The sequence below is a fragment of the Mycoplasma sp. 06067-C1-B144P-99-0482-3 genome (genome assembly GCF_051053925.1).
GTDB classification, from domain to species: domain Bacteria; phylum Bacillota_I; class Bacilli_A; order Mycoplasmatales; family Mycoplasmataceae; genus Mycoplasma; species Mycoplasma leachii.
Genome location: NZ_CP144017.1, coordinates 1,107,085 through 1,128,483 on the forward strand (window position 1 = coordinate 1,107,085; position 21,399 = coordinate 1,128,483).

Below are 21,399 nucleotides of genomic sequence, written 5' to 3' on the forward strand. Positions count from 1 at the left end.
TAGACCTCCTGTTCAATTATAAGACCACAGATCTGTGGTCTTATAATTGGTCTGGTACCATTTTGTTTAATAATCCAACGAACCATTAATATTTTTTTTAAATTTAGGTAAATTTTGTTATACTTATTTTTGTATTATAATTATTTTTTATAAAAGGAGTTGAAAAAATGGCAAATATTAAATCTCAAAAAAAACGTGTTTTAACTAATGAAAAATCTAGATTAGCAAATAAAGCTTTTAAATCAGAAATTAAAACAGCTATTAAAAAAGCTTTAAATGCAAAATCTAATGATGAAGCAAATAAAGCTGAATTAGTTAATCATGCAGTAAGTTTAGTAGATAAAGGTTTAAAAAAGGGAATTTTTAAAGATAATAAAGCTGCTAGAGAAAAGTCACGCTTAATGAGTGCTTAATTTTTCAATCCATAAAATAATATTAATCAACCTAAATAGGTTGATTTTTTTTATTTTCCTAAACAATATTTTCTAAAAATATTGTCAATAATTTCGTCTTCATACTCAACACCAATTAGTTCGTTTAACAAGTTTCAAGCATCATATAAATCAACATTAACTATATCAATTGGCATTCCTGATTTAATTACGCTCAAAGCAGTTGAAAGTTTGTTTTTGATTTGTTCAACTAAAGTAATTTGATTTAATCCAATTAAAATTAATTCATCGTTTTTATTAATTTCTTCATTTAAATACATTTGATTAATTCTTAAAACTAACTGGTCTATATCGTGATTTATAGCGCTAGTAAATACAATATTTTCATATTTTTTTTCTAAGTTTTGTTTTTTAGTTTTGCTTAGCTTTTCAGCTTTATTTACAATTAAAATATAAGTTTTGTTTTTTAAAAGTTCAAAAATTTCTTGATTATCTAAATCATTGATATTTTCTTTATTAACAACAAATAAAACTAAATCAGCTTCATTAATTAAGTTTTTAGATTTTAAAATTCCTAAATTTTCAACAACATCACTAGTTTTTCTAATTCCAGCAGTATCAATTAAATTTAAACTAACATTTTCTAAATTAATTTGTCCTTCAACTATATCTCTAGTAGTTCCTGGAATATCTGTAACAATTGCTTTGTCTTCATTAATTAAAGCATTTAAAATTGATGATTTACCAACATTAGTTTGACCAACAATAGCAGTTTTAATTCCTTCAGAGTTTTTAAAAGCCATTTTAGATCTCATTAAAAGTTTATTAATTTGATCATTAATAATTTCTAATAAATTAGTTAAATTTTCTATACTTGAGCCTTCAACATCATCATAATCAGGATAATCAATTGAAACTTGAATACGACTAATAATATCTAATAAATTATCTTTTAATTCAATAATTGCTTTATTATTAGATCCACTCATATTAGCAACACCAATTTTTAAAGCTAAATCGTTTTTTGCATGAATTAAATTATTAATACCCTCAGCTTGAATTAAGTCAATTTTTCCATTTAAAAAAGAGCGTTGACTAAATTCTCCTCTTAAAGCCATTCTAGCTCCTGATTGAATTAAAATATTGATGATTTTATTAGTATTTAAAATTCCACCATGACAAGCAATTTCAACAACATTTTCACCAGTAAAAGAGTTAGGAGCAACAAAACAAGATAAAACTACTTCATCAATTAATTCGTCTTCAAAATACAATTTTCTTAAAAATAGTCCTCTTTTTTCTTCTAGCTTTTTATCTTTAATTAGTTTGTTAACTATTAAAAAAGCTTCAGAACCACTAACTCTAATTAAAGCAATAGCTTGAGTTGAAATATTTGTAGCAGGGGCAACTACTGTATCATTTATTAACATAAAATCATCTCTTTTCTCAATTAAATTATATTATTTAAATTCACAAGTTTACTGCTTGAAAACTTGTATTTAATAATCATTAAAATAAATATCTTTAATTTTATAATTATTGTCATATAATTTGCATTTAAAATTGAGCCATTTGCATTTAAAATTGAGCCATTTAAAAAAACTGTATAGTAAAATAAAATATATATATACATATATTTAATAATTTATTAACAAAGGAGAACTATGGCTGAAAAACAACAAGCAACAGTTTATCATATCACACCATATGATGGTAAATGACAAGTAAAGGGTGTTGGAAACACACGCCCTACTAAATTATTTGACACACAAAAAGAAGCCATTGCTTATGCTAATGAACTAACTAAAAAACGTCAGGGATCAGTAATTATTCATAGAACTACTGGTCAAGTTAGAGACAGTATTAATAACAAAGTAAAGAAAAAATAATATAACTTTATAAGACTACTCAACCATTTTTAATACTAATATGGGTATTCTTTTTTTTATTATTTATTCTTATATATTTTAAGTAGTTTTAATAAACTAAAGGAGAGAAATGAAAATCTTAGCTATTGAATCAAGTTGTGATGAATTTTCTATTTCAATTATTGATAATAACAAAATTCTAACTAATATAATTTCTTCACAAATAAAAGATCATCAAATATTTGGTGGAGTTGTTCCTGAATTAGCAGCTAGATTACATGTTCAAAATTTTAATTGAGTTCTAAAAACAGCTTTAAGTCAAGCTAATTTAGATATTGAAGAAATTGATTATATAGCTTATACAAAATCCCCAGGATTAATCGGATCTTTGATTGTTGGAAAACTTGTAGCTGAAACTATTAGTTTATATATAAACAAACCAATTTTAGCTTTAGATCATATTCAAGGACATATTTTTGGAGCTAGTATTGAAAATGAATTTATATATCCAGTTTTAGCAATGGTAGTATCTGGTGGTCATACTCAAATTGAAATTATTAATTCTGCAAATGATTTTAAAATTATTGGATCAACTAGAGATGATGCTATTGGTGAGTGCTATGACAAAGTTGCTAGAGTTTTAGGGCTTTCTTATCCAGGAGGACCTATTTTAGATAAATTAGCTTTAAAAGGAAATAAAGATTTTTATTCATTACCTTTTTTAAAAGATGATAATAGTTATGATTTTTCTTATTCTGGATTAAAAACTGCTTGTATAAATTTAATTCATAATCTAAAACAAAAAAATCAAGAAATTAATTTAGAAGATTTTGCAGCTAGTTTTCAATATACAGCAACAAATATCATTGAAAAAAAACTAGAAAAAGCAATAAAAGAATTTGACCCAAAAACTCTAACTGTTGCTGGTGGAGTAAGTGCTAATAGTGAAATTAGAAAAATAATTTTAAAATTAGGTCAAAAATATAATATTAAAAATACATTTGTTCCTAAAATGAGTTATTGTACTGATAATGCAGCTATGATCGCTAAATTAGCATATGAAAAAATTCTTTTAAAAAACAAATTATAATAACTTTAAAAAGAAAGATTATTATGACACATAAACAAAAAAGAGCTCTTATTAAAAAAACGGGTAATAAAATATTTCGATCGATAAACATTTCATTTCTTAAATTTCATAAACTATTAGAAACTTCAGTAGATTTTAAAAGATCTCATTCTAAAAAACATATTTATATGAATCCTGAAATTAATAAAAGAAATAAAGTGATGAGATTATTTTTTAAACATAAAGAATTAGAGTTTAAAATTAATGATAACTTAATTCCAGTTAAATTTAAAACTAGTGATAATATAACAATTTCAGCACTTAAATATATTACAGATCATAATTCTAAAAAATGAATTATTGTAAGCCATTGATTTTCTGGTGATAAATATTGAAGTTTATACTGATCAAAAGAATTTATAGAACTTGGATATAATGTGTTAGTTTATGATTTTAGAAATCATGGCGATTCAGAAGAGACCCAATTTGTAACAATGGGATTATTGGAAAGTAAAGATTTAGTTGCTGCTATTAATTTTTTAAATAAAACTGAAAATATACAAATTATTGGTTTAGTTGGTTTAAGTATGGGTGCTTTTATAATTAATTATCTAACTTTAACAAAAAAAAAATTCTTAGAAGAAAGTAAAGTTAAATTTATTATTAGTGATAGTAGTTATGCAACTATTAGTTCTTTAATAAATAAATTACAAAAATTAACAATTAAAAGATTTTTTTTAAAAAAATATGATATTTACTTAATTAAACGAATTTTAAAAAAACAAAAAGATTTAACTTTATCTGATTGAAATGAAATGAATTTATTTAATAAATTTGAAAAGCAAAATATTAGTCCAGCTAAAATTCCAATTTTATTTATTCATTCAATTGAAGATAAAATTACTAGTCATAATGATTCAATAAGAATGTTTATAAATAGAAAAAAATTTAACTTAAATGATGAAATTTTAATTTATGAAACTTCTAAACATTGCTTAAGTTTAAAAGAGCATTATTATCAAACTATTTATAGAATTTTACAATTTGAAAACAAGATTATAAAAGATAATAATAAAACAAATAGAGCTTTAGAAAAGATGGGAATTACTGATAAAATCATTCTAAATAATTTTAATGAAAAAAAAGAAATTTCAACATTTTTTTATAAAGATTAAGGAGTAGTAAATGTTAAAAAATATTAAGCTGATTGTTACAGATCTAGATGGAACTGTTTTACATCATGGAAAATTAGCAAATGATATTGATAAACCAGTATTAGAAAAAGCTATTAAAAACAATATTCATGTAACAATTGCAACAGGTCAACCTTATAAATCAGCAAAACCTAGAGCAGATTTATTTAATATAGGTCAACACGTTGATTTAGCTGTTTTATCTAATGGAGCTTTAATTTCAAAAATCAGTAGTTTTGAACCAGTTTATGTAAATAAAATTGATAATGCTATTGTTAATAAAATGGTTAAAAAATTAACTGAATTAAATATTTGTACAGTTATATTTACAGCAACAGCTAGTGATGTTTATTGAAACAACATTCCTTTTGAAGTTGAAAGTATGAATAAAAGAAATTGATTTGATAGATTTAATAAAACAATATGTTCTACTGATGGTAATTTTGATTTTATTGATCCAGTTCAGATTATGATTTTTGTTCCACTAGAAAAAAACAAAATTCTAGAAGATTGATTTAAAGCTGAAAAATTAGATGATCATTTAACAAGTATGAGAAATCATATTGAAACTATTCCGATTTATGAATTTACAAATATTACAGCAACTAAAGGAAAAGCTATTAAAAAAATGGCTGAAATCTTAAATATTGATATTAATGATGTTGTAGTATTTGGTGATAATATGAACGATATGACAATGTTTGAAGAAATCCTAAATTGTGTAGCTGTAGAAAATGCAGTTGAAGAAATTAAACAAAAAGCAAAATATATCACTGATACAAATATAAATGGTGGTGTAGGTAAATTTATAGAAAAATATATTTTAAATTAGGAGCTATTATGGAAATCAGACAAATATTTGAACAACACTTTGAATTACTTGATAAAGAAGTTGAAATACTTGGTAGGGTTAGATCTAATAGACAAGGTAAATTTGTTTCATTTATGATTTTAAATGACGGAACAACTTTTACTGATTTACAAGTAGTTTATAAAACTAAAACTAAAGGATATGAACAAGCACTTCAAGCAAGAGTTAGTTCAATTGTTAAAGTTGTTGGAAGAGTTGTTTTAACCCCAGAAAAACAACAAAAATTCGAACTACAAGCTGATGCTATCGAACTTATTGATCAAGCAATTGAAGATTATCCACTACAAAAAAAAGAACACACAACTGAATATTTAAGAGAAATAGCTCACTTAAGAGCAAAAACAAAAACTTTTAATGCTATTTTTAAAATAAGATCTGCTGCTGCTTATGCTATTCATAAGTTTTTTAATGACAGAGGCTTTGTTTATATACATTCTCCAATTATTACTTCAAATGATGCTGAAGGAGCTGGGGAGGCTTTTTTAGTAACAACTAGAGAAGATGCAGATTATGAAAAAGACTTTTTTGCTAAAAAAGCAAGTTTAACAGTTTCAGGTCAATTACATGCAGAAGCATTTGCTCAAGCCTTTAAAAAGGTTTATACATTTGGTCCTACTTTTAGAGCTGAAAATTCAAATACTGCAAAACATGCTGCTGAGTTTTGAATGATTGAACCAGAAGTTGCTTTTGCTGATTTAAAAGATAATATTCAATTAATTCAAGATATGGTTAAATATATCATTAATTACATTTTTAAACACAATAGAAGAGAATTAGAATTTTGTAATGAACACTTAGAAAATGGGTTAATTGACAAATTAAATAGTGTTAGAAATTCAGAATTTAAAGTTACAACTTATACTGAAGCAATTGAAATTTTAAAACAAGCAGTTGCTAATGGTCACAAATTCGAAGTTTCAGATATTGAATTTGGATTAGATTTAGGAACTGAGCATGAAAGATATATTTGTGAACAAGTAAATAAAGCTCCAACTTTTGTAACTAATTATCCAAAAGAAATTAAAGCGTTTTACATGAAACAAAATGATGATAATAAAACTGTTGCCGCTGTTGATTTGTTAGTTCCTGGAATTGGAGAATTAGTTGGTGGAAGTCAACGTGAAGATAATTATGAAAAACTAATCAAAAGATGTAAGGAAGTAAATATAAATACTGACCAATTAGAGTGATATAACAACTTAAGATTATATGGATATTATAAATCAGCTGGATTTGGTTTAGGATTTGAAAGATTAGTTATGTATATTACTGGAGCATCAAACATTAGAGATGTTATTCCATTCCCAAGAACTCCAAAAAACTTATTATTCTAATTAAAAAAACAAATGCAATTTTATAATTGCATTTGTTTTTATTCTCAAAAGTTTAAGCACAAAATATGAAAAAATAGTGCTTTTTTGCTTATTTACTTATGAAATAGTTTTTAAATTGTGAAATATTTTTTATATTTTTAATAGGTTTTATAAAAGGTTTTTATTAACTATATTGCTTATTTGATTTCTTATATAATTAAGTTATATAATAAATATCTACTTTCTAAATATTTATATTTAGTTTGTAAAATAAAAATGAAAAGAGAAAGAGAATAATAAATTATGAAAAAATTACTATCATTAATGGGAGTTAGCTTAATAGCTTCTAGTGCTACTGTAGTTACGGTTGCTTGTGGTAAAAGAGAAAATGAATTAAGAGTTGTATTTATTCCTTCGCAAAACCAAACTGAAGTTGAAGCAACAATAGCACCACTAGGAAAATTATTAACTGAAGAGTTAAAGAAAAAAGCTGAAAAAAGAGGAACTAAATTTGATAAAAGAGTTAAAATAACAACTAGTCAAAATTATGAAATCGCTGGTCAATCTTTAGCTAATGGAAATGAAGATATTGCGTTTCTGCCTGTAAATACTTATTCAGCTTATAGAGGTGACAAACAATCTGATGGAACATATGATAAGCTAGGAGTTTTATTAACCGCTGGAAGATTAGGAGTAACTCCAGAAACTACACTTTCTGATTTTAAGAATAATAATAAATTCGATAATAATAAAGCTATAGCACATATAAGCAATGACGTTTCATTTAATTTAGTAAAAAATTATAAAAAGGCTGTTAAAGAAGCAAATCCTAAATATGATAAGGATGGTTATTCAAAAGGGTTGCATGACTCTCAAAATCCAAAAATTTATTATAGATCATATGTTTTTGCAAATATTCCAATTCTACAACAACTAAAAATTTCAGATAACAACGCAAATAGCGAGTGAAAGGGAAAAAGTTATAAAGAGACTATAGATAGTATTTTTCAAAGTGGAGATCTAACTAAGTATCAAAAAGTTCTTAAAATGCTTATACTTGATCCTAAAGTTAAAATTGGTATTGGAAAATCTAAGACTTCAAGTTCTGGATTTTTATACCCAATTTTATGACTTAAAGAATTTGTTGGCCTAACTGAATCTGAAATACTTCAAATGTTGACTAAAAAAGATACTGAAAGAAAAATTGTAAAAGCTTTATCATATACTGAATCTGCTACAATTATTGGAAATAAAGAAGCAAAATTAGAAAATAGTCCATATGCAATTACTTTTGGTTTTTCTGATATTCGTTTTAGAGATCGCCAAACAGATGGTAAAACCGAAAATGAAGTAAAAGAAGAACGTAAAAATGAAATGAATTTATTTAAAAACTCAATGGTTATAGGTGCTTCTCAGTCAATTTATAATGATGGTATTTCTTATTCTAAATCAAAAAAATCTGTTCTTAGAGATGAAAAACTTTTAGAAGATGTAAGGGAATCATTCGTTGATCTAATTAACAAAAATGAAGAAGCTAAAAAAATATTTAAAATTTACGATCATGTAACATACGTTCGTCCTGAAAAAACAATAGATAAAGAAATTTCAAAATTTAATGAAAATATTGATTCTATAAAGAAAATGGTAAAAAATATTAGTTGATAGAAATTGGTAAATAATGATACTATTTAATAATGTAAATAAAGTTTGACCTAATGGAAAACAAGTTTTAAAAAATATAAATTTAGAAATTAATAAAGGTGAATTAGTTGCAGTTATTGGATTATCTGGAGCTGGAAAGACAACACTTTTAAAAACTATTAATAAAATAAACGATATTTCTTCAGGTGAAATTATCATTGATTTTGATAAGACAAAAGATCATTATGAAATAACTAAAACTAGAGGAAAAAAACTCCAAAAGCTTAGACAAAAAATTGGTTTAATGTCTCAAGAATATAACAATATTGCAAATAAAACGGTTTTACAAAATGTCTTAAATGCTAGAGTAAGTAGTCAAAAGGGAATTAACAAGATTATTGGTTTTTTTAAAAGAGAAGATAAACTAATTGCTTTAAATTCTTTAAATAAGTTAAATCTATTAGATTATGCATACATAAGAGCTGATAATTTAAGTGGTGGCCAACAACAACGTGTGGCATTAGCTAGAACTTTAGCTCAACAACCTTTTTTAATAATTGCAGATGAGCCAGTTTCTGCTTTAGATCCAATTCTTGCAAATCAAGTAATGAAAGATTTTAAAAACATTAATAAAAAAGATGGAATTACTGTAATAATCAATATTCATCATGTTGATCTTGCTAAAAAATATGCAACAAGAGTTATTGGATTAAATAATGGAGAAATTGTTTTTGATGATGTTCCAAGTAAATTGGACGCTCAGGCAATGAAAAAAATCTATGGAGAATAGATAATGTTTAATAAAAAGATAATTAAAGATAGAAATTTATTTAAAATAGAAAACCAATATACAAAACCACCAAAACGAATTTTTACAATTTGTTTTACTATTGGAGTAATAATATTTGTAGTTTTAGGATTTGTTTTAGCTGATGAAAGATGAAGTGAGTTTTTTGATAATTTTGATAAGTTAATTAATCTTTTTAAAGATTTTTTTAAATGAGATCTTAATAATTGAAATCAAAAACATGGATTACCAAACACCTTTTTAGAAACTAGTTTTTATAATTTATGACAAACTATTAAACTGTCATTTATTGGTACTTTTTTAGGAATAATTTTATGCTTGCCTTTTTCAGTATTAGCTTCAAGAAGTATTATTTCAAATAGATATGTTAATAACATTTCTAGAGGGTTTTTAGCAATATTTAGAACTATACCAAGTTTTGCGATGGCTATGATTATAACTGGTTATTTTTTAACTGGTTATGGATCATCTGTAATTGGTATTATATTCTTTTCATTTTCAGTAGCTGGTAAATTGTTTTATGAAAAAATAGAACAAATTGATACAAAAGTATTCACTACAATGCAAGCTACTGGAGCAAATAAATTTCAATCATTTAAAAAAGCTGTAATTCCACAAATTTCAACTAATTTATTATCAATTTCTCTATATACTTTAGAAACTAATATTCGTTATTTTTCAGTTATTGCAATTGTAACAGGGTTAGATAGTTATGGGGATTTAATTAGAGCAACACTTGATTCTTCAGAATATAATAAGGCTGGTTTCTTATTAACAATATTTGCAATAACTATTTTACTAATTGAATTATTCATATTTTTAATTAGAAACTACATAATTGAAGAAAAAGATTTTTTATTAGAAAGAAAACTAATAAATAAAATTAAAAAACCATATAAAAACATTGATAAGTTAAGTGATATTCAATTTTATATTGCTTACATTCTTACAAAGCAAATCAATGAAAAAATAGCTAAAACCTCTGATGAAAAAGAAATTCAAGATTTAAAACAACAAAAAAAAGAACTAATTTCTGAGTTTAAAAAACAATATAGACTTAGTGTAACAAACGATAAAGAAAAATATAAAAAATTATTTAAAGAAAATAAAAAGAACTTATTTGTAAAAGTTGATTTTGTAAATCATTTAGTTAGAATTGATAAAATTAGTCAAACTAAACTTGCAAATGAATGTTTAATTCATAAAGAACAAATAAAAAAACAAGTTGAAAATACAATAAAAACAGAGACTGAAAAATTTAAAGAAACTTTAACACCTGAATTAGTGTTAAAAAAAATGCCAAAAACATATATTAAAAGAACTATGTTTTTTACAATTATTTTATTCTTATTTATTTTTTTAATTAAAGATATTAATTTTTCACTATCAAGTAGTTCATCAATAAAAAATACAAATCAAAGAATTTTAGATATTTTAAATATTAATTGAGAATCATTATACTATGCTAACCCTCTTAGTGTAACAAACAAAACTGCACAATCATATTCAGTTATACATATTCTTTGAGAAACATTAACAATTGCTATTTTAGGTACTGTAATTGGGGCTGTTTTTGCTTACATATTAGGATTGTTAAGTTCATCAAAAATAGTTCATCCAGTTATTGCAAAACCAATTTTGTGTTTAACTACTTTAATTAGAGCAATTCCAACTTATATGTATGCATATATTTTTGTTTTTGCAGTAGGTATAGGTTCTTTTGCTGGATCACTAGCTTTATCTATTGGAACAATTGGAATGCTAACAAAATATAATAGAGAAATTTATGAAACAATAAACTTTAAAATAGTTAACCAATTAAAAGCTTTAGGATTAAACAAATTTCAAGTGTTTAGATATGGTGTATTTGCTCAAACTCAAAATGAAATAATTTCATATATCATTTATCGTTTTGAAATTAACTTTAAAGAAGTAGCTACTTTAGGAATTGTTGGAGCTGGAAGTTTGGGTAAATTATTAAAAGGATATTTTGAAGAAGCATTATATCCAGAATTTGGTGCTTTAGTGTTTGGTTTAATTATTTTTACTTTAATTGTTGAAAGTATTTCAAATACATTAAGAGTAAAATTTTTAGAAAATAAAAATCCTAAATGAATTGATTTATTGATTAATAAATGTCAACATTGTTGTTTTGCAACTTACAAAGCTACTTTAAAACTTTTTAAAAAAGATTTAAATATGAGTTATTGACAAGCTAATGCTTTTAATAGTTATGTTAAAAGTAAAATAAGTTTAGATAAAATACCTGATAAATATATTTCTAAAAAAGTTATCTTTTTAAAAAATTTAAAAATTAATATTGATTATAATAATAAAATTTTAGTTAATCAAAAATATAAAGAAGTAATTAGTTTGCATAAAAAATACATAAAAGAATTTAAAGATAATAGAAAAATATTAGTTAATCAAATTAATAGTCGAGCTCAAAACTATTTAAAAATAGCTAAAACTAATTATTTAAACTCAAAACTAGAATTAGAAAAAAAACTACAAGACCAAAGACAAATTATAAGTAATTTAAAACAAAAAATTAAAGATAGTAATCAAAAATCTAAAACACTAAATCAAAAATTACAAGATCAAAAAACTAAATTGACAAGCATTAAAGACTTAAAAAAATCACTAAAAAGAGAGTATAAAAAAACTGTTTTATTTACAAAACAAACTAGAACTATCAAACTTTGAAATTTAGATTATTAATTAAAACCTGGATTTTAAAAACTCTAGGTTTTTTATTTTTTAAACCAAAAACTATTAGTTAAAAAATTATAAAAAGCATTACCATTAATTTGACTTATAAAATATTTAACATTGTGTTTGTATAAAGTTTCTAGTGTTTGAATTCTTGGAAAATTATAAGTTCTTTTATTACCTGATATTAATCCATATTTTGGTTTTATTAAACTGATAAATTGATCAGTTGAGCTAGTGTTAGAACCATGGTGTGGTACTTGTAAAATATCTATTGGTTTTAAATTAATTACATATTTAAAATAATCATTATTAACTAATAGTTTTTCAGCCTCTTTTTCAACATCTCCTGTAAATAAAATTCTAATATTTCTATATTCAAACAAATAAACTAAAGATTTATCATTTTCATTTTCTAAGTTATTTCAAAAAAAGTACATATTTACATTTTTAATACTTTTAAAAGGTAAAAAGTTATTATAAGTAATTGTTTCATAAACTTTAATATTTTTTCTAATAGCTTCAATTGCATTATAATGATCAGCATGATTGTGTGAAATTATAATTAAATCAACATGATTAATACCAAAATATTTTAAAAACTCATAACCAATATTTTTAGAAAAACCTTTTCCAACTCCACAATCATTTATAATAGTTGTATTTTTAAATTTATCATGAAAAACAAAACAATTACCATTACCAACATTTAACATTACTAAAAACACACTTGGTTTAATTAATCAACTAATTAAATAACTTAATAACAAAATAAAAATTAAACTTATTCAACTTCATATTGATTTAAAGTTATATTTAATTATTATTAAAACACTTAAATAAGCTAAAATCAAAAAAATAACATTAACATATCCTATATTAAAATTAATATTAATCTTTTTAATAAACTCAAAAATCTTAATTAATATATTAGTTAAAAAATTATGATCAAATCAAATTCAAATAAAAATACTAAAATATAAAAAACTAAACAACGGTCTTAAAATGATTAATAAACTTTGAATAACGACACTAAAACTATAAAAATAAAAGATTTGTAAAGGTATGAAATAAAAAGTAAAAAGTAAAGATCTTAACAATAAATCTAAAAAATTATTTCTAAAATTTTTTTCATAATAAAACATAAAACTAATAATTACAAAAATAACACTATTTGAAGTTAAAAAACTAGGAGTTAAAACAAAACAAATTAAAAGAGTTAAAAATCTTTTAAAAATTAATGAAGTAGGTTTTTTAGTTATTTTAAAATACAAACTAATAATAAAAAAAATAACTATTCTTAAACTAGTATAAGAAAAATTTGCTAAATAAGATAACAAAAAAACTATTAAATAAAATAAGTAAGTAATTATTGCTGTTCATTTAAATTTAGTGTTTAGTTTATAAAAAAACTTAGTAAAAAAATGAATGTTATAACTACTAATAACTATTAAAAAACCTAAATTCAAATCTTTTATTAATTCACCAAACTTAGTAGATTTATCTATTGATTCAAATAAAAACATACTAGCTAGTTTATTTGTGTAAAAATAATTAGTTAAAAAGAAATTACTTCTAATTCCATTACTAATTTTTTCTACTTTATAATTAATCATTTCAAAATCAATAAATTGTTTATTTAAATAGTTAAAAAAGTCAAATTGATAAAAACTAGTGTTACTTTCTAATTTATTAAATACACCAGATATTTCTATTATTTGATCTAATAAAAACTTATTGTTATAGTCATTAATATAAAACTTAATATTTTTATATATTAAAATAGCATAATTGGTTTTTTTATCAATAACACTACTTGTAATAGTTTTGTTATTTAAATAGGTTAAATCAGTTTGTTTAAACCAAAACATATATACTAAAAACACTAAATTAATAGAAATAAAAATTAAAAGTATTTTCAAAATATTTTTATGATTTAAAATAATAGTTAAACTTAAAAAGAAAATTGCTAGAATTAAATAATTAGAACTTAAAGTTAAAATAAAATTAACACTCATACAAATACTTAACAATAAAAATAACAAAAAATAGTGCTTTAATATTAAAAAGTTATAAAAATCAATTATAAATATCTTAATATTTTTCATTTTCTTTTCCTCATTAGTGTTTTAGAAAAATACAAAATAAAAAGTCAAATTCTTTACATTTTTTTTTTTTTTTTTGTAAACTTAACAATAAAAGAAAGGAAAGTATATGAAAAATATCTTAAAGTTTTTAAATGTGATTACTTTAATTCCAACTACAAGTTTATTAGTAATAAGTTGTACATCGCAAACAAAAGAAACTAAAAAAACCAAAAAGCCGAACACAGAAGTTAAAAAACCAAAAAACCCAACCCCAACTTTTAGCCCAAATAAACAAACAATTGATGAAATTAAAAATATTTTAGAACAACAAAGTGAAGCTTTTGGTAGTTTTCATACTTTCCAAGACGTTGTTGATCAAATTAAAGTTTATGCTCAAAACCAAGGTATTAAAGACTTGGATAAATTAGAACTTTTAGATAAGACACTAGCTAATAAGAATTTAATTCCTGGTGATAATAAAAATAATTTTAAACTTAAATATTTTGATATAGAAATCCCATTTGTTCTAAAAACTGTTTTACAAGATGAAGTAAAAACTAAATATTCACCTACTAATCTTGATGAAATAACACAAATAGGTTATAAAAAATATGAAACTCATATACGATTGAATATTGAAAAAAAGACTATTACAAAGGTTCCTGTAACATTACCATTAAAAATTAATTCATTCTATAATGCATTTCAAAATTTAAAAACTCAAAATATTATTAACCTTGATAAGTGAAATACATCAACTAATAATATGTTTGCAGATGCCGAGTCTTTTAATCAAGACATTTCAAAATGAGACACATCAAACGTAATTGATATGTATGGAATGTTTGCTAGAGCAAAGTCATTTAGACAATCTTTAAAAAAATGAAATGTCAGAAAAGTTGTAAAGGCACAAAATTTTAGAAAGGAAATTGAAAATAATTTAATTAAAGAAAAAATGCCTCTTTTTAATCAAGATGTTTTAAATCATATTGATCAAAAATAAAATTTTTTTATACCTTAAATTTGTCAGTCCAATACTTTTTAAATAATTTTTATTAATAAAAAAATACTTAAACAATTTGTTTATTTTTGTTGAAATTAAAATATTTCTAATTTAAAAAAATTTTTTAAAAATATAAATAAAAATATTAACTAGTTTAATTGAAATTAAAAATTGAGAATGCTATTATTATATAGGTCATTGTGACTCGTTAGCTCAGCCGGTAGAGCAACTGGCTTTTAACCAGTGGGTCCGGGGTTCGAGTCCCCGACGAGTCACCATGGGGGATTGGCGGAATTGGCAGACGCACTAGACTTAGGATCTAGCGTCTTTGACGTAAGGGTTCAAGTCCCTTATCCCCCACCAATTTTGAATTTAACCAGATTTTTCTGGTTTTTTATTTGAAATTTTAAAACCTTATTTTTTAAAAATAAAAAAGTTAAAAAAAAAGTAATTAATATATTGAAAAAAAATTTAAATGATTATATACTTTATGTTGTGTGACTAAGATATAAAATATCTTAGCAATCACGATCTTTGAAAACTAAATAGAATAATTATTGTACAAATCTTGTCAAAAGATTTATTTGAGTAATAAAAAACTTATAACAATAAAAATAGTCAGAATCACTTTTATTTAAAATTTTAAAATGAGAGTTTGATCCTGGCTCAGGATAAACGCTGGCGGCATGCCTAATACATGCAAGTCGAACGGGGGTGCTTGCACCTCAGTGGCGAACGGGTGAGTAACACGTATCTAACCTACCTTATAGCGGGGGATAACTTTTGGAAACGAAAGATAATACCGCATGTAGATCTTATTATCACATGAGAAAAGGTCAAAAGAACCGTTTGGTTCACTATGAGATGGGGATGCGGCGTATTAGCTAGTAGGTGAGATAATAGCCCACCTAGGCGATGATACGTAGCCGAACTGAGAGGTTGATCGGCCACATTGGGACTGAGATACGGCCCAGACTCCTACGGGAGGCAGCAGTAGGGAATTTTTCACAATGGACGAAAGTCTGATGAAGCAATGCCGCGTGAGTGATGACGGCCTTCGGGTTGTAAAGCTCTGTTGTAAGGGAAGAAAAAATAAAGTAGGAAATGACTTTATCTTGACAGTACCTTACCAGAAAGCCACGGCTAACTATGTGCCAGCAGCCGCGGTAATACATAGGTGGCAAGCGTTATCCGGATTTATTGGGCGTATAGGGTGCGTAGGCGGTTTTGCAAGTTTGAGGTTAAAGTCCGGAGCTCAACTCCGGTTCGCCTTGAAAACTGTATTACTAGAATGCAAGAGAGGTAAGCGGAATTCCATGTGTAGCGGTGAAATGCGTAGATATATGGAAGAACACCTGTGGCGAAAGCGGCTTACTGGCTTGTTATTGACGCTGAGGCACGAAAGCGTGGGGAGCAAATAGGATTAGATACCCTAGTAGTCCACGCCGTAAACGATGAGTACTAAGTGTTGGGGTAACTCAGCGCTGCAGCTAACGCATTAAGTACTCCGCCTGAGTAGTATGCTCGCAAGAGTGAAACTCAAAGGAATTGACGGGGACCCGCACAAGTGGTGGAGCATGTGGTTTAATTCGAAGCAACACGAAGAACCTTACCAGGGCTTGACATCCAGTGCAAAGCTATAGAGATATAGTAGAGGTTAACATTGAGACAGGTGGTGCATGGTTGTCGTCAGTTCGTGCCGTGAGGTGTTGGGTTAAGTCCCGCAACGAACGCAACCCTTGTCGTTAGTTACTAACATTAAGTTGAGAACTCTAACGAGACTGCTAGTGTAAGCTAGAGGAAGGTGGGGATGACGTCAAATCATCATGCCCCTTATGTCCTGGGCTACACACGTGCTACAATGGCTGGTACAAAGAGTTGCAATCCTGTGAAGGGGAGCTAATCTCAAAAAACCAGTCTCAGTTCGGATTGAAGTCTGCAACTCGACTTCATGAAGCCGGAATCACTAGTAATCGCGAATCAGCTATGTCGCGGTGAATACGTTCTCGGGTCTTGTACACACCGCCCGTCACACCATGAGAGTTGGTAATACCAGAAGTAGGTAGCTTAACCATTTGGAGAGCGCTTCCCAAGGTAGGACTAGCGATTGGGGTGAAGTCGTAACAAGGTATCCGTACGGGAACGTGCGGATGGATCACCTCCTTTCTATGGAGATATTCACATTACTGACTATTTAATTCTATTTAGTTTTCAGAGATCGTCACACATCTCTAAAAATATAGATTGTTCTTTGAAAACTGAATATTAGATGAAATGTAATTTTCTGATTATAACAATATTTATAATTAGATAATTATTACGATATTAAATTCGTAATGACATCAAAAACAATTAACTAAAATTAATTGAGTTACAAATTGCTAGAAAGATTTTCTAAAAAATAGTAAGGGCATATGGTGAATGCCTTGGAAAATGGAGCCGAAGAAGGACGTGATTACCTGCGATAAGTCTGGGGGAGCTGGAAGTAAGCTTTGATCCCGGAATTTCCGAATGGGGAAACCTAACATGATTTATCTCATGTTATCTATAAGTAAATACATAGCTTATATGATGGGAACCTAGGGAACTGAAACATCTTAGTACCTAGAGGAAAAGAAAATAATAATGATTCTGTTAGTAGCGGCGAGCGAAAACGGAACAGGCCAAACCATTCTATGGAATGGGGTTGTAGGACTTTTGTTCGAGTTAGAAAATCATTATATAATAGAAGCTACTGGGAAGTAGCGCCATAGAGGGTGATAGCCCCGTATATGAAATGTAATGATCTCAATAAAGTATCCTGAGTACGGCGAAACACGTGAAATTTTGTCGGAATCTGCCAAGACCACTTGGTAAGCCTAAATACTACCATTTTACCGATAGTGAACCAGTACCATGAGGGAAAGGTGAAAAGCACCCCGAAAGGGGAGTGAAATAGTCCCTGAAACCATATGCTTACAAGAAGGTAGAGCCCGTTAATGGGTAATACCGTGCTTTTTGTAGAAAGAGCCGGCGAGTTACTATTGCATGCAAGGTTAAGTTGATATAAACGGAGCCGTAGTGAAAGCGAGCCTTAATAGGGCGTTTAGTATGTAGTAGTAGACACGAAACCAGGTGATCTAGCCATGAGCAGGTTGAAGTTAGGGTAAAACCTAATGGAGGACCGAACCAGTATTCGTTGAAAAGACTTTGGATGACTTGTGGCTAGCGGTGAAATTCCAATCGAACCTGGAGATAGCTAGTTCTCCCCGATATATCTTTAAGGATAGCGTTGTGTGAATTGTTATGGAGGTAGAGCACTGAATCTATGATGGCTGCACCTAGCGGTACTGATTAGAATTAAACTCCGAATGCCATAATTTCTGCACAGCAGTCAGAACATGGGTGATAAGGTCCATGCTCGTGAGGGAAACAGCCCAGATCGTCAGTTAAGGTCCCTAAGTGTAAACTAAGTGTGTAAGGATGTGGAACTGCACAGACAGCTAGGATGTTGGCTTAGAAGCAGCCATCATTTAAAGAGTGCGTAACAGCTCACTAGTCGAGTGATTCTGCGCCGAAAATGTACCGGGGCTTAAGTTTACCACCGAAGCTATGGATTGTATGTAAATACAGTGGTAGGGGAGCGTTCTAAATACAATGAAGTCAGACTGTGAAGACTGGTGGAGTGTTTAGAAGTGATTATGCCGGCATGAGTAACGTTTGGAAGTGAGAATCTTCCATGCCGTTTGACCAAGGTTTCCTGGGCAAGGTTCGTCCACCCAGGGTTAGTCAGGACCTAAGGCGAGGCTGAAAAGCGTAGTCGATGGACAACAGGTTGATATTCCTGTACCAGTTAATTAGTGATGGAGTGACGGAGAAGGATAGTATATCCCGGGTGCTGGATATCCCGGGCTAAGCACAAAGATGGCAATGTTGGCAAATCCGCATTGTATTAACATTGAAGTGTGAAAATAGGGGAGTGAACGGTTCGCCTAATAACGAAGTATATGACTCCACGCTTCCAAGAAAAGCTTCTAACTTAATAATTAACTGCCTGTACCTAGAACGAACACACGTGGTCAAGGAGAAAATCCTAAGGCAAGCGAGATAACTGTAGCTAAGGAACTCTGCAAAATAACTCCGTAACTTCGGAAGAAGGAGTGCTCATTTATGATGAGCCGCAGTGAAGAGGGAGGGGCAACTGTTTAACAAAAACACAGCTCTCTGCTAAGTCGCAAGACGATGTATAGGGGGTGACACCTGCCCAGTGCCGGAAGGTTAAAAGGAGAAGTCAGCGTAAGCAAAGCTTTGAATTGAAGCCCCGGTGAACGGCGGCCGTAACTATAACGGTCCTAAGGTAGCGAAATTCCTTGTCAGGTAAATTCTGACCCGCACGAAAGGTGTAATGATCCCTTCGCTGTCTCGGCTGCAGACTCGGTGAAATTTTAGTACCGGTGAAGATGCCGGTTACCCGCAACTAGACGGAAAGACCCCGTGGAGCTTTACTATAACTTGATATTGAAATTTGGTATAACGTGTAGAGGATAGGTGGGAGACTATGAGACTAGGACGCTAGTTCTAGTGGAGTCAACCTTGGAATACCACCCTCGTTATATTGGATTTCTAACTTGAATCCATTATCTGGATTAAGGACAGTGTCTGGTGGGTAGTTTGACTGGGGCGGTCGCCTCCCAAAAAGTAACGGAGGCGCTCAAAGGTATCCTCAGTATGGTTGGAAATCATACATAGAGCGCAAAGGTAGAAGGATGCTTAACTGCGAGACTTACAAGTCGAACAGATACGAAAGTAGGACTTAGTGATCCGGCGGTCCCGTGTGGAAGGGCCGTCGCTCAACGGATAAAAGTTACCCCGGGGATAACAGGCTTATCTCCCCCAAGAGTTCACATCGACGGGGAGGTTTGGCACCTCGATGTCGGCTCATCGCATCCTGGAGCTGTAGTCGGTTCCAAGGGTTGGGCTGTTCGCCCATTAAAGCGGTACGCGAGCTGGGTTCAGAACGTCGTGAGACAGTTTGGTCCCTATCTGTTGTGGGCGTTGGAAAATTGAAAAGAGCTGTTCCTAGTACGAGAGGACCGGAATGGATGCACCTCTGGTGCTCCTGTTGTCACGCCAGTGGCATAGCAGGGTAGCTATGTGCAGAAAGGATAATCGCTGAAGGCATCTAAGCGAGAAGCCTCCTTTAAGATGAATTTTCCCATTCATAAGATGTAAGATCCCATGTAGACCACATGGTTGATAGGATGGGTGTGTAAGTGCTGCGAAGCATTAAGCTAACCATTACTAATAGATCGAGAGAATTTTAGAAAAAAGCAATTTTAACTTACATTTCAAACTAATAATCAGTTTTCAAAGAACAATCAAAAAATAATCTGGTGGTTATAGCATAGAGGTCACACCTGTTCCCATGCCGAACACAGAAGTTAAGCTCTATTACGGTGAAGATATTACTTATGTGAGAAAATAGCAAGCTGCCAGTTTATAAGAACCCTAGTGGTTCTTTTTTAATATATACTTGAATTAAAGCTAAAATACTATAGAATATTAATTTAGCATTTTATAGGTATAATTATAAGAAACACGAAAGGAATATGATGAATAAAAAAAATATTATTATTTTTTCAGACTTAGATGGTACATTATTGTATGATGATTACATCTTCTCACCAAAAACTATTGAAGTTGTTGAAAAATTATACAAAAAAGGAATATACTTAATCCCAATAACTGCTAGAACAATTAAAGACTTAAAGCAAAAAGCTAATTTATTAGGAATTGATAAATTTAAAGGAATTATAGTAGCAAGTAATGGTGCTCAAATTTATGACTATAAAACTGACAAACTTATTTTTGATCAGACATTACCAAAAGAGTTCATCAAAGAAATATTTGATAGATATTATAGTAAGTTTTTTGCTAAATTAATTTTTTATTCTCCAAATTGTTGTTATGTTTTTGCAGAAGGTAGAAATAGTAAATATTGAGCTCATCAAGTTATGGGATTAAAATACATTTCAATAGATTCACCAGATCAAATTGATGAACCTATAACTCATTTTTATATTGTTACAAATAGTAAAGCTACACCAGAAGAAAATCTTAATGAATATAAGTACTTAATGAATCATTATTCAGATAACTATAAAGTAGATAGTTATAACAATAGAGTATTTGATATTTCAGTTAAAGGTGTTGATAAAGGTTGTGGAGTTAAAAAAGTAATGCAATATTTGAATTTAGATGAAACAACTACTCACTCATATGGATTTGGTGATGGACCAAATGATTTTTCATTGCTAAAAGCTTGTACAACTGGTATTGCAATGAAAAACGGAATTATTGAACTAAAAGAGATAGCAGATGATATCACAGATTATTCAAATGATAAAGATGGTGTTGCTAGATATATTTGTGATAAAATTTTAAATATAGACTAGGAGAGTTT

13 protein-coding genes, 2 tRNA genes and 3 rRNA genes are annotated in these 21,399 nt (G+C 28.1%); 16 read left to right on the forward strand and 2 right to left on the reverse strand.

Features of this window, described 5'->3' with window-relative positions:
* The first annotated feature begins 167 nt into the window (after positions 1-167).
* Positions 168-413 carry a 30S ribosomal protein S20 gene (gene rpsT / locus V2P32_RS04860; protein WP_013448096.1) on the forward strand — a complete coding sequence of 82 codons (246 nt, stop codon included), beginning with the start codon at positions 168-170 and terminating at the stop codon, positions 411-413.
* 50 nt (positions 414-463) lie between these two features.
* Here the strand turns inward: rpsT and mnmE are convergent, their stop codons facing one another.
* Positions 464-1,822 carry a tRNA uridine-5-carboxymethylaminomethyl(34) synthesis GTPase MnmE gene (gene mnmE / locus V2P32_RS04865; protein ID WP_434343547.1) on the reverse strand — a complete coding sequence of 453 codons (1,359 nt, stop codon included), beginning with the start codon at positions 1,820-1,822 and terminating at the stop codon, positions 464-466.
* Between the two features lie 234 nt (positions 1,823-2,056).
* Between mnmE and V2P32_RS04870 the strand changes: the two genes are divergently transcribed.
* The 8 genes from V2P32_RS04870 (at position 2,057) to V2P32_RS04905 (ending at position 11,876) form a co-directional block, all read left to right on the forward strand.
* Positions 2,057-2,281 (forward strand): DUF2188 domain-containing protein, encoded by a 225-nt coding sequence (locus V2P32_RS04870; protein ID WP_013448098.1) that lies wholly within the window; start codon positions 2,057-2,059, stop codon positions 2,279-2,281.
* Positions 2,282-2,390: 109 nt separating this feature from the next.
* The gene (gene tsaD / locus V2P32_RS04875) at positions 2,391-3,350 is read left to right on the forward strand and encodes a tRNA (adenosine(37)-N6)-threonylcarbamoyltransferase complex transferase subunit TsaD (RefSeq protein ID WP_434343548.1); all 960 of its coding nucleotides are present in this window, start codon (positions 2,391-2,393) and stop codon (positions 3,348-3,350) included.
* Between the two features lie 23 nt (positions 3,351-3,373).
* Positions 3,374-4,504 carry an alpha/beta hydrolase gene (locus tag V2P32_RS04880; protein WP_434343549.1) on the forward strand — a complete coding sequence of 377 codons (1,131 nt, stop codon included), beginning with the start codon at positions 3,374-3,376 and terminating at the stop codon, positions 4,502-4,504.
* Positions 4,505-4,514: 10 nt separating this feature from the next.
* Entirely contained in the window at positions 4,515-5,354 is an 840-nt protein-coding gene (locus V2P32_RS04885; RefSeq protein ID WP_434343550.1) for an HAD family hydrolase, read from the forward strand.
* An 8-nt stretch (positions 5,355-5,362) separates the two neighbouring features.
* The gene (gene asnS, locus V2P32_RS04890) at positions 5,363-6,727 is read left to right on the forward strand and encodes an asparagine--tRNA ligase (protein WP_434343551.1); all 1,365 of its coding nucleotides are present in this window, start codon (positions 5,363-5,365) and stop codon (positions 6,725-6,727) included.
* Positions 6,728-7,009: 282 nt separating this feature from the next.
* On the forward strand, positions 7,010-8,371 hold the full coding sequence (locus V2P32_RS04895) for a Vmc-like lipoprotein signal peptide domain-containing protein (protein ID WP_434343552.1): 1,362 nt from the start codon (positions 7,010-7,012) through the stop codon (positions 8,369-8,371).
* A 13-nt stretch (positions 8,372-8,384) separates the two neighbouring features.
* Positions 8,385-9,137: a phosphonate ABC transporter ATP-binding protein gene (gene phnC, locus V2P32_RS04900; protein WP_248565948.1), complete on the forward strand. Its 753-nt coding sequence runs from the start codon at positions 8,385-8,387 to the stop codon at positions 9,135-9,137.
* Between the two features lie 3 nt (positions 9,138-9,140).
* The gene (locus V2P32_RS04905) at positions 9,141-11,876 is read left to right on the forward strand and encodes an ABC transporter permease subunit (protein ID WP_434343553.1); all 2,736 of its coding nucleotides are present in this window, start codon (positions 9,141-9,143) and stop codon (positions 11,874-11,876) included.
* 32 nt (positions 11,877-11,908) lie between these two features.
* On the opposite strand, the gene V2P32_RS04910 is transcribed toward V2P32_RS04905, so the two are convergent.
* Positions 11,909-13,975: a ComEC/Rec2 family competence protein gene (locus V2P32_RS04910; RefSeq protein WP_434343554.1), complete on the reverse strand. Its 2,067-nt coding sequence runs from the start codon at positions 13,973-13,975 to the stop codon at positions 11,909-11,911.
* 106 nt (positions 13,976-14,081) lie between these two features.
* Here V2P32_RS04910 and V2P32_RS04915 point away from each other — a divergent pair, with 106 nt between their 5' ends.
* The 7 genes from V2P32_RS04915 to V2P32_RS04945 all read left to right on the forward strand — a co-directional run bounded on the left by V2P32_RS04915 (position 14,082) and on the right by V2P32_RS04945 (position 21,391).
* A complete protein-coding gene (locus tag V2P32_RS04915) occupies positions 14,082-14,957 on the forward strand; it encodes a BspA family leucine-rich repeat surface protein (protein ID WP_434343555.1) in 876 nt (291 codons plus the stop codon).
* Between the two features lie 202 nt (positions 14,958-15,159).
* A tRNA-Lys gene (locus tag V2P32_RS04920) sits at positions 15,160-15,235 on the forward strand.
* A 1-nt stretch (position 15,236) separates the two neighbouring features.
* Positions 15,237-15,320, forward strand: a tRNA-Leu gene (locus tag V2P32_RS04925).
* Positions 15,321-15,600: 280 nt separating this feature from the next.
* Positions 15,601-17,123: ribosomal RNA gene (locus V2P32_RS04930) — 16S ribosomal RNA — on the forward strand.
* Between the two features lie 228 nt (positions 17,124-17,351).
* A 23S ribosomal RNA gene (locus V2P32_RS04935) occupies positions 17,352-20,262 on the forward strand.
* A gap of 63 nt (positions 20,263-20,325) precedes the next feature.
* Positions 20,326-20,434 (forward strand): 5S ribosomal RNA (gene rrf / locus V2P32_RS04940).
* The 16S, 23S and 5S rRNA genes sit together here with 2 tRNA genes alongside, the layout of an rRNA operon.
* A 114-nt stretch (positions 20,435-20,548) precedes the next feature.
* On the forward strand, positions 20,549-21,391 hold the full coding sequence (locus tag V2P32_RS04945) for a Cof-type HAD-IIB family hydrolase (protein WP_434343556.1): 843 nt from the start codon (positions 20,549-20,551) through the stop codon (positions 21,389-21,391).
* Positions 21,392-21,399: the final 8 nt, after the last annotated feature.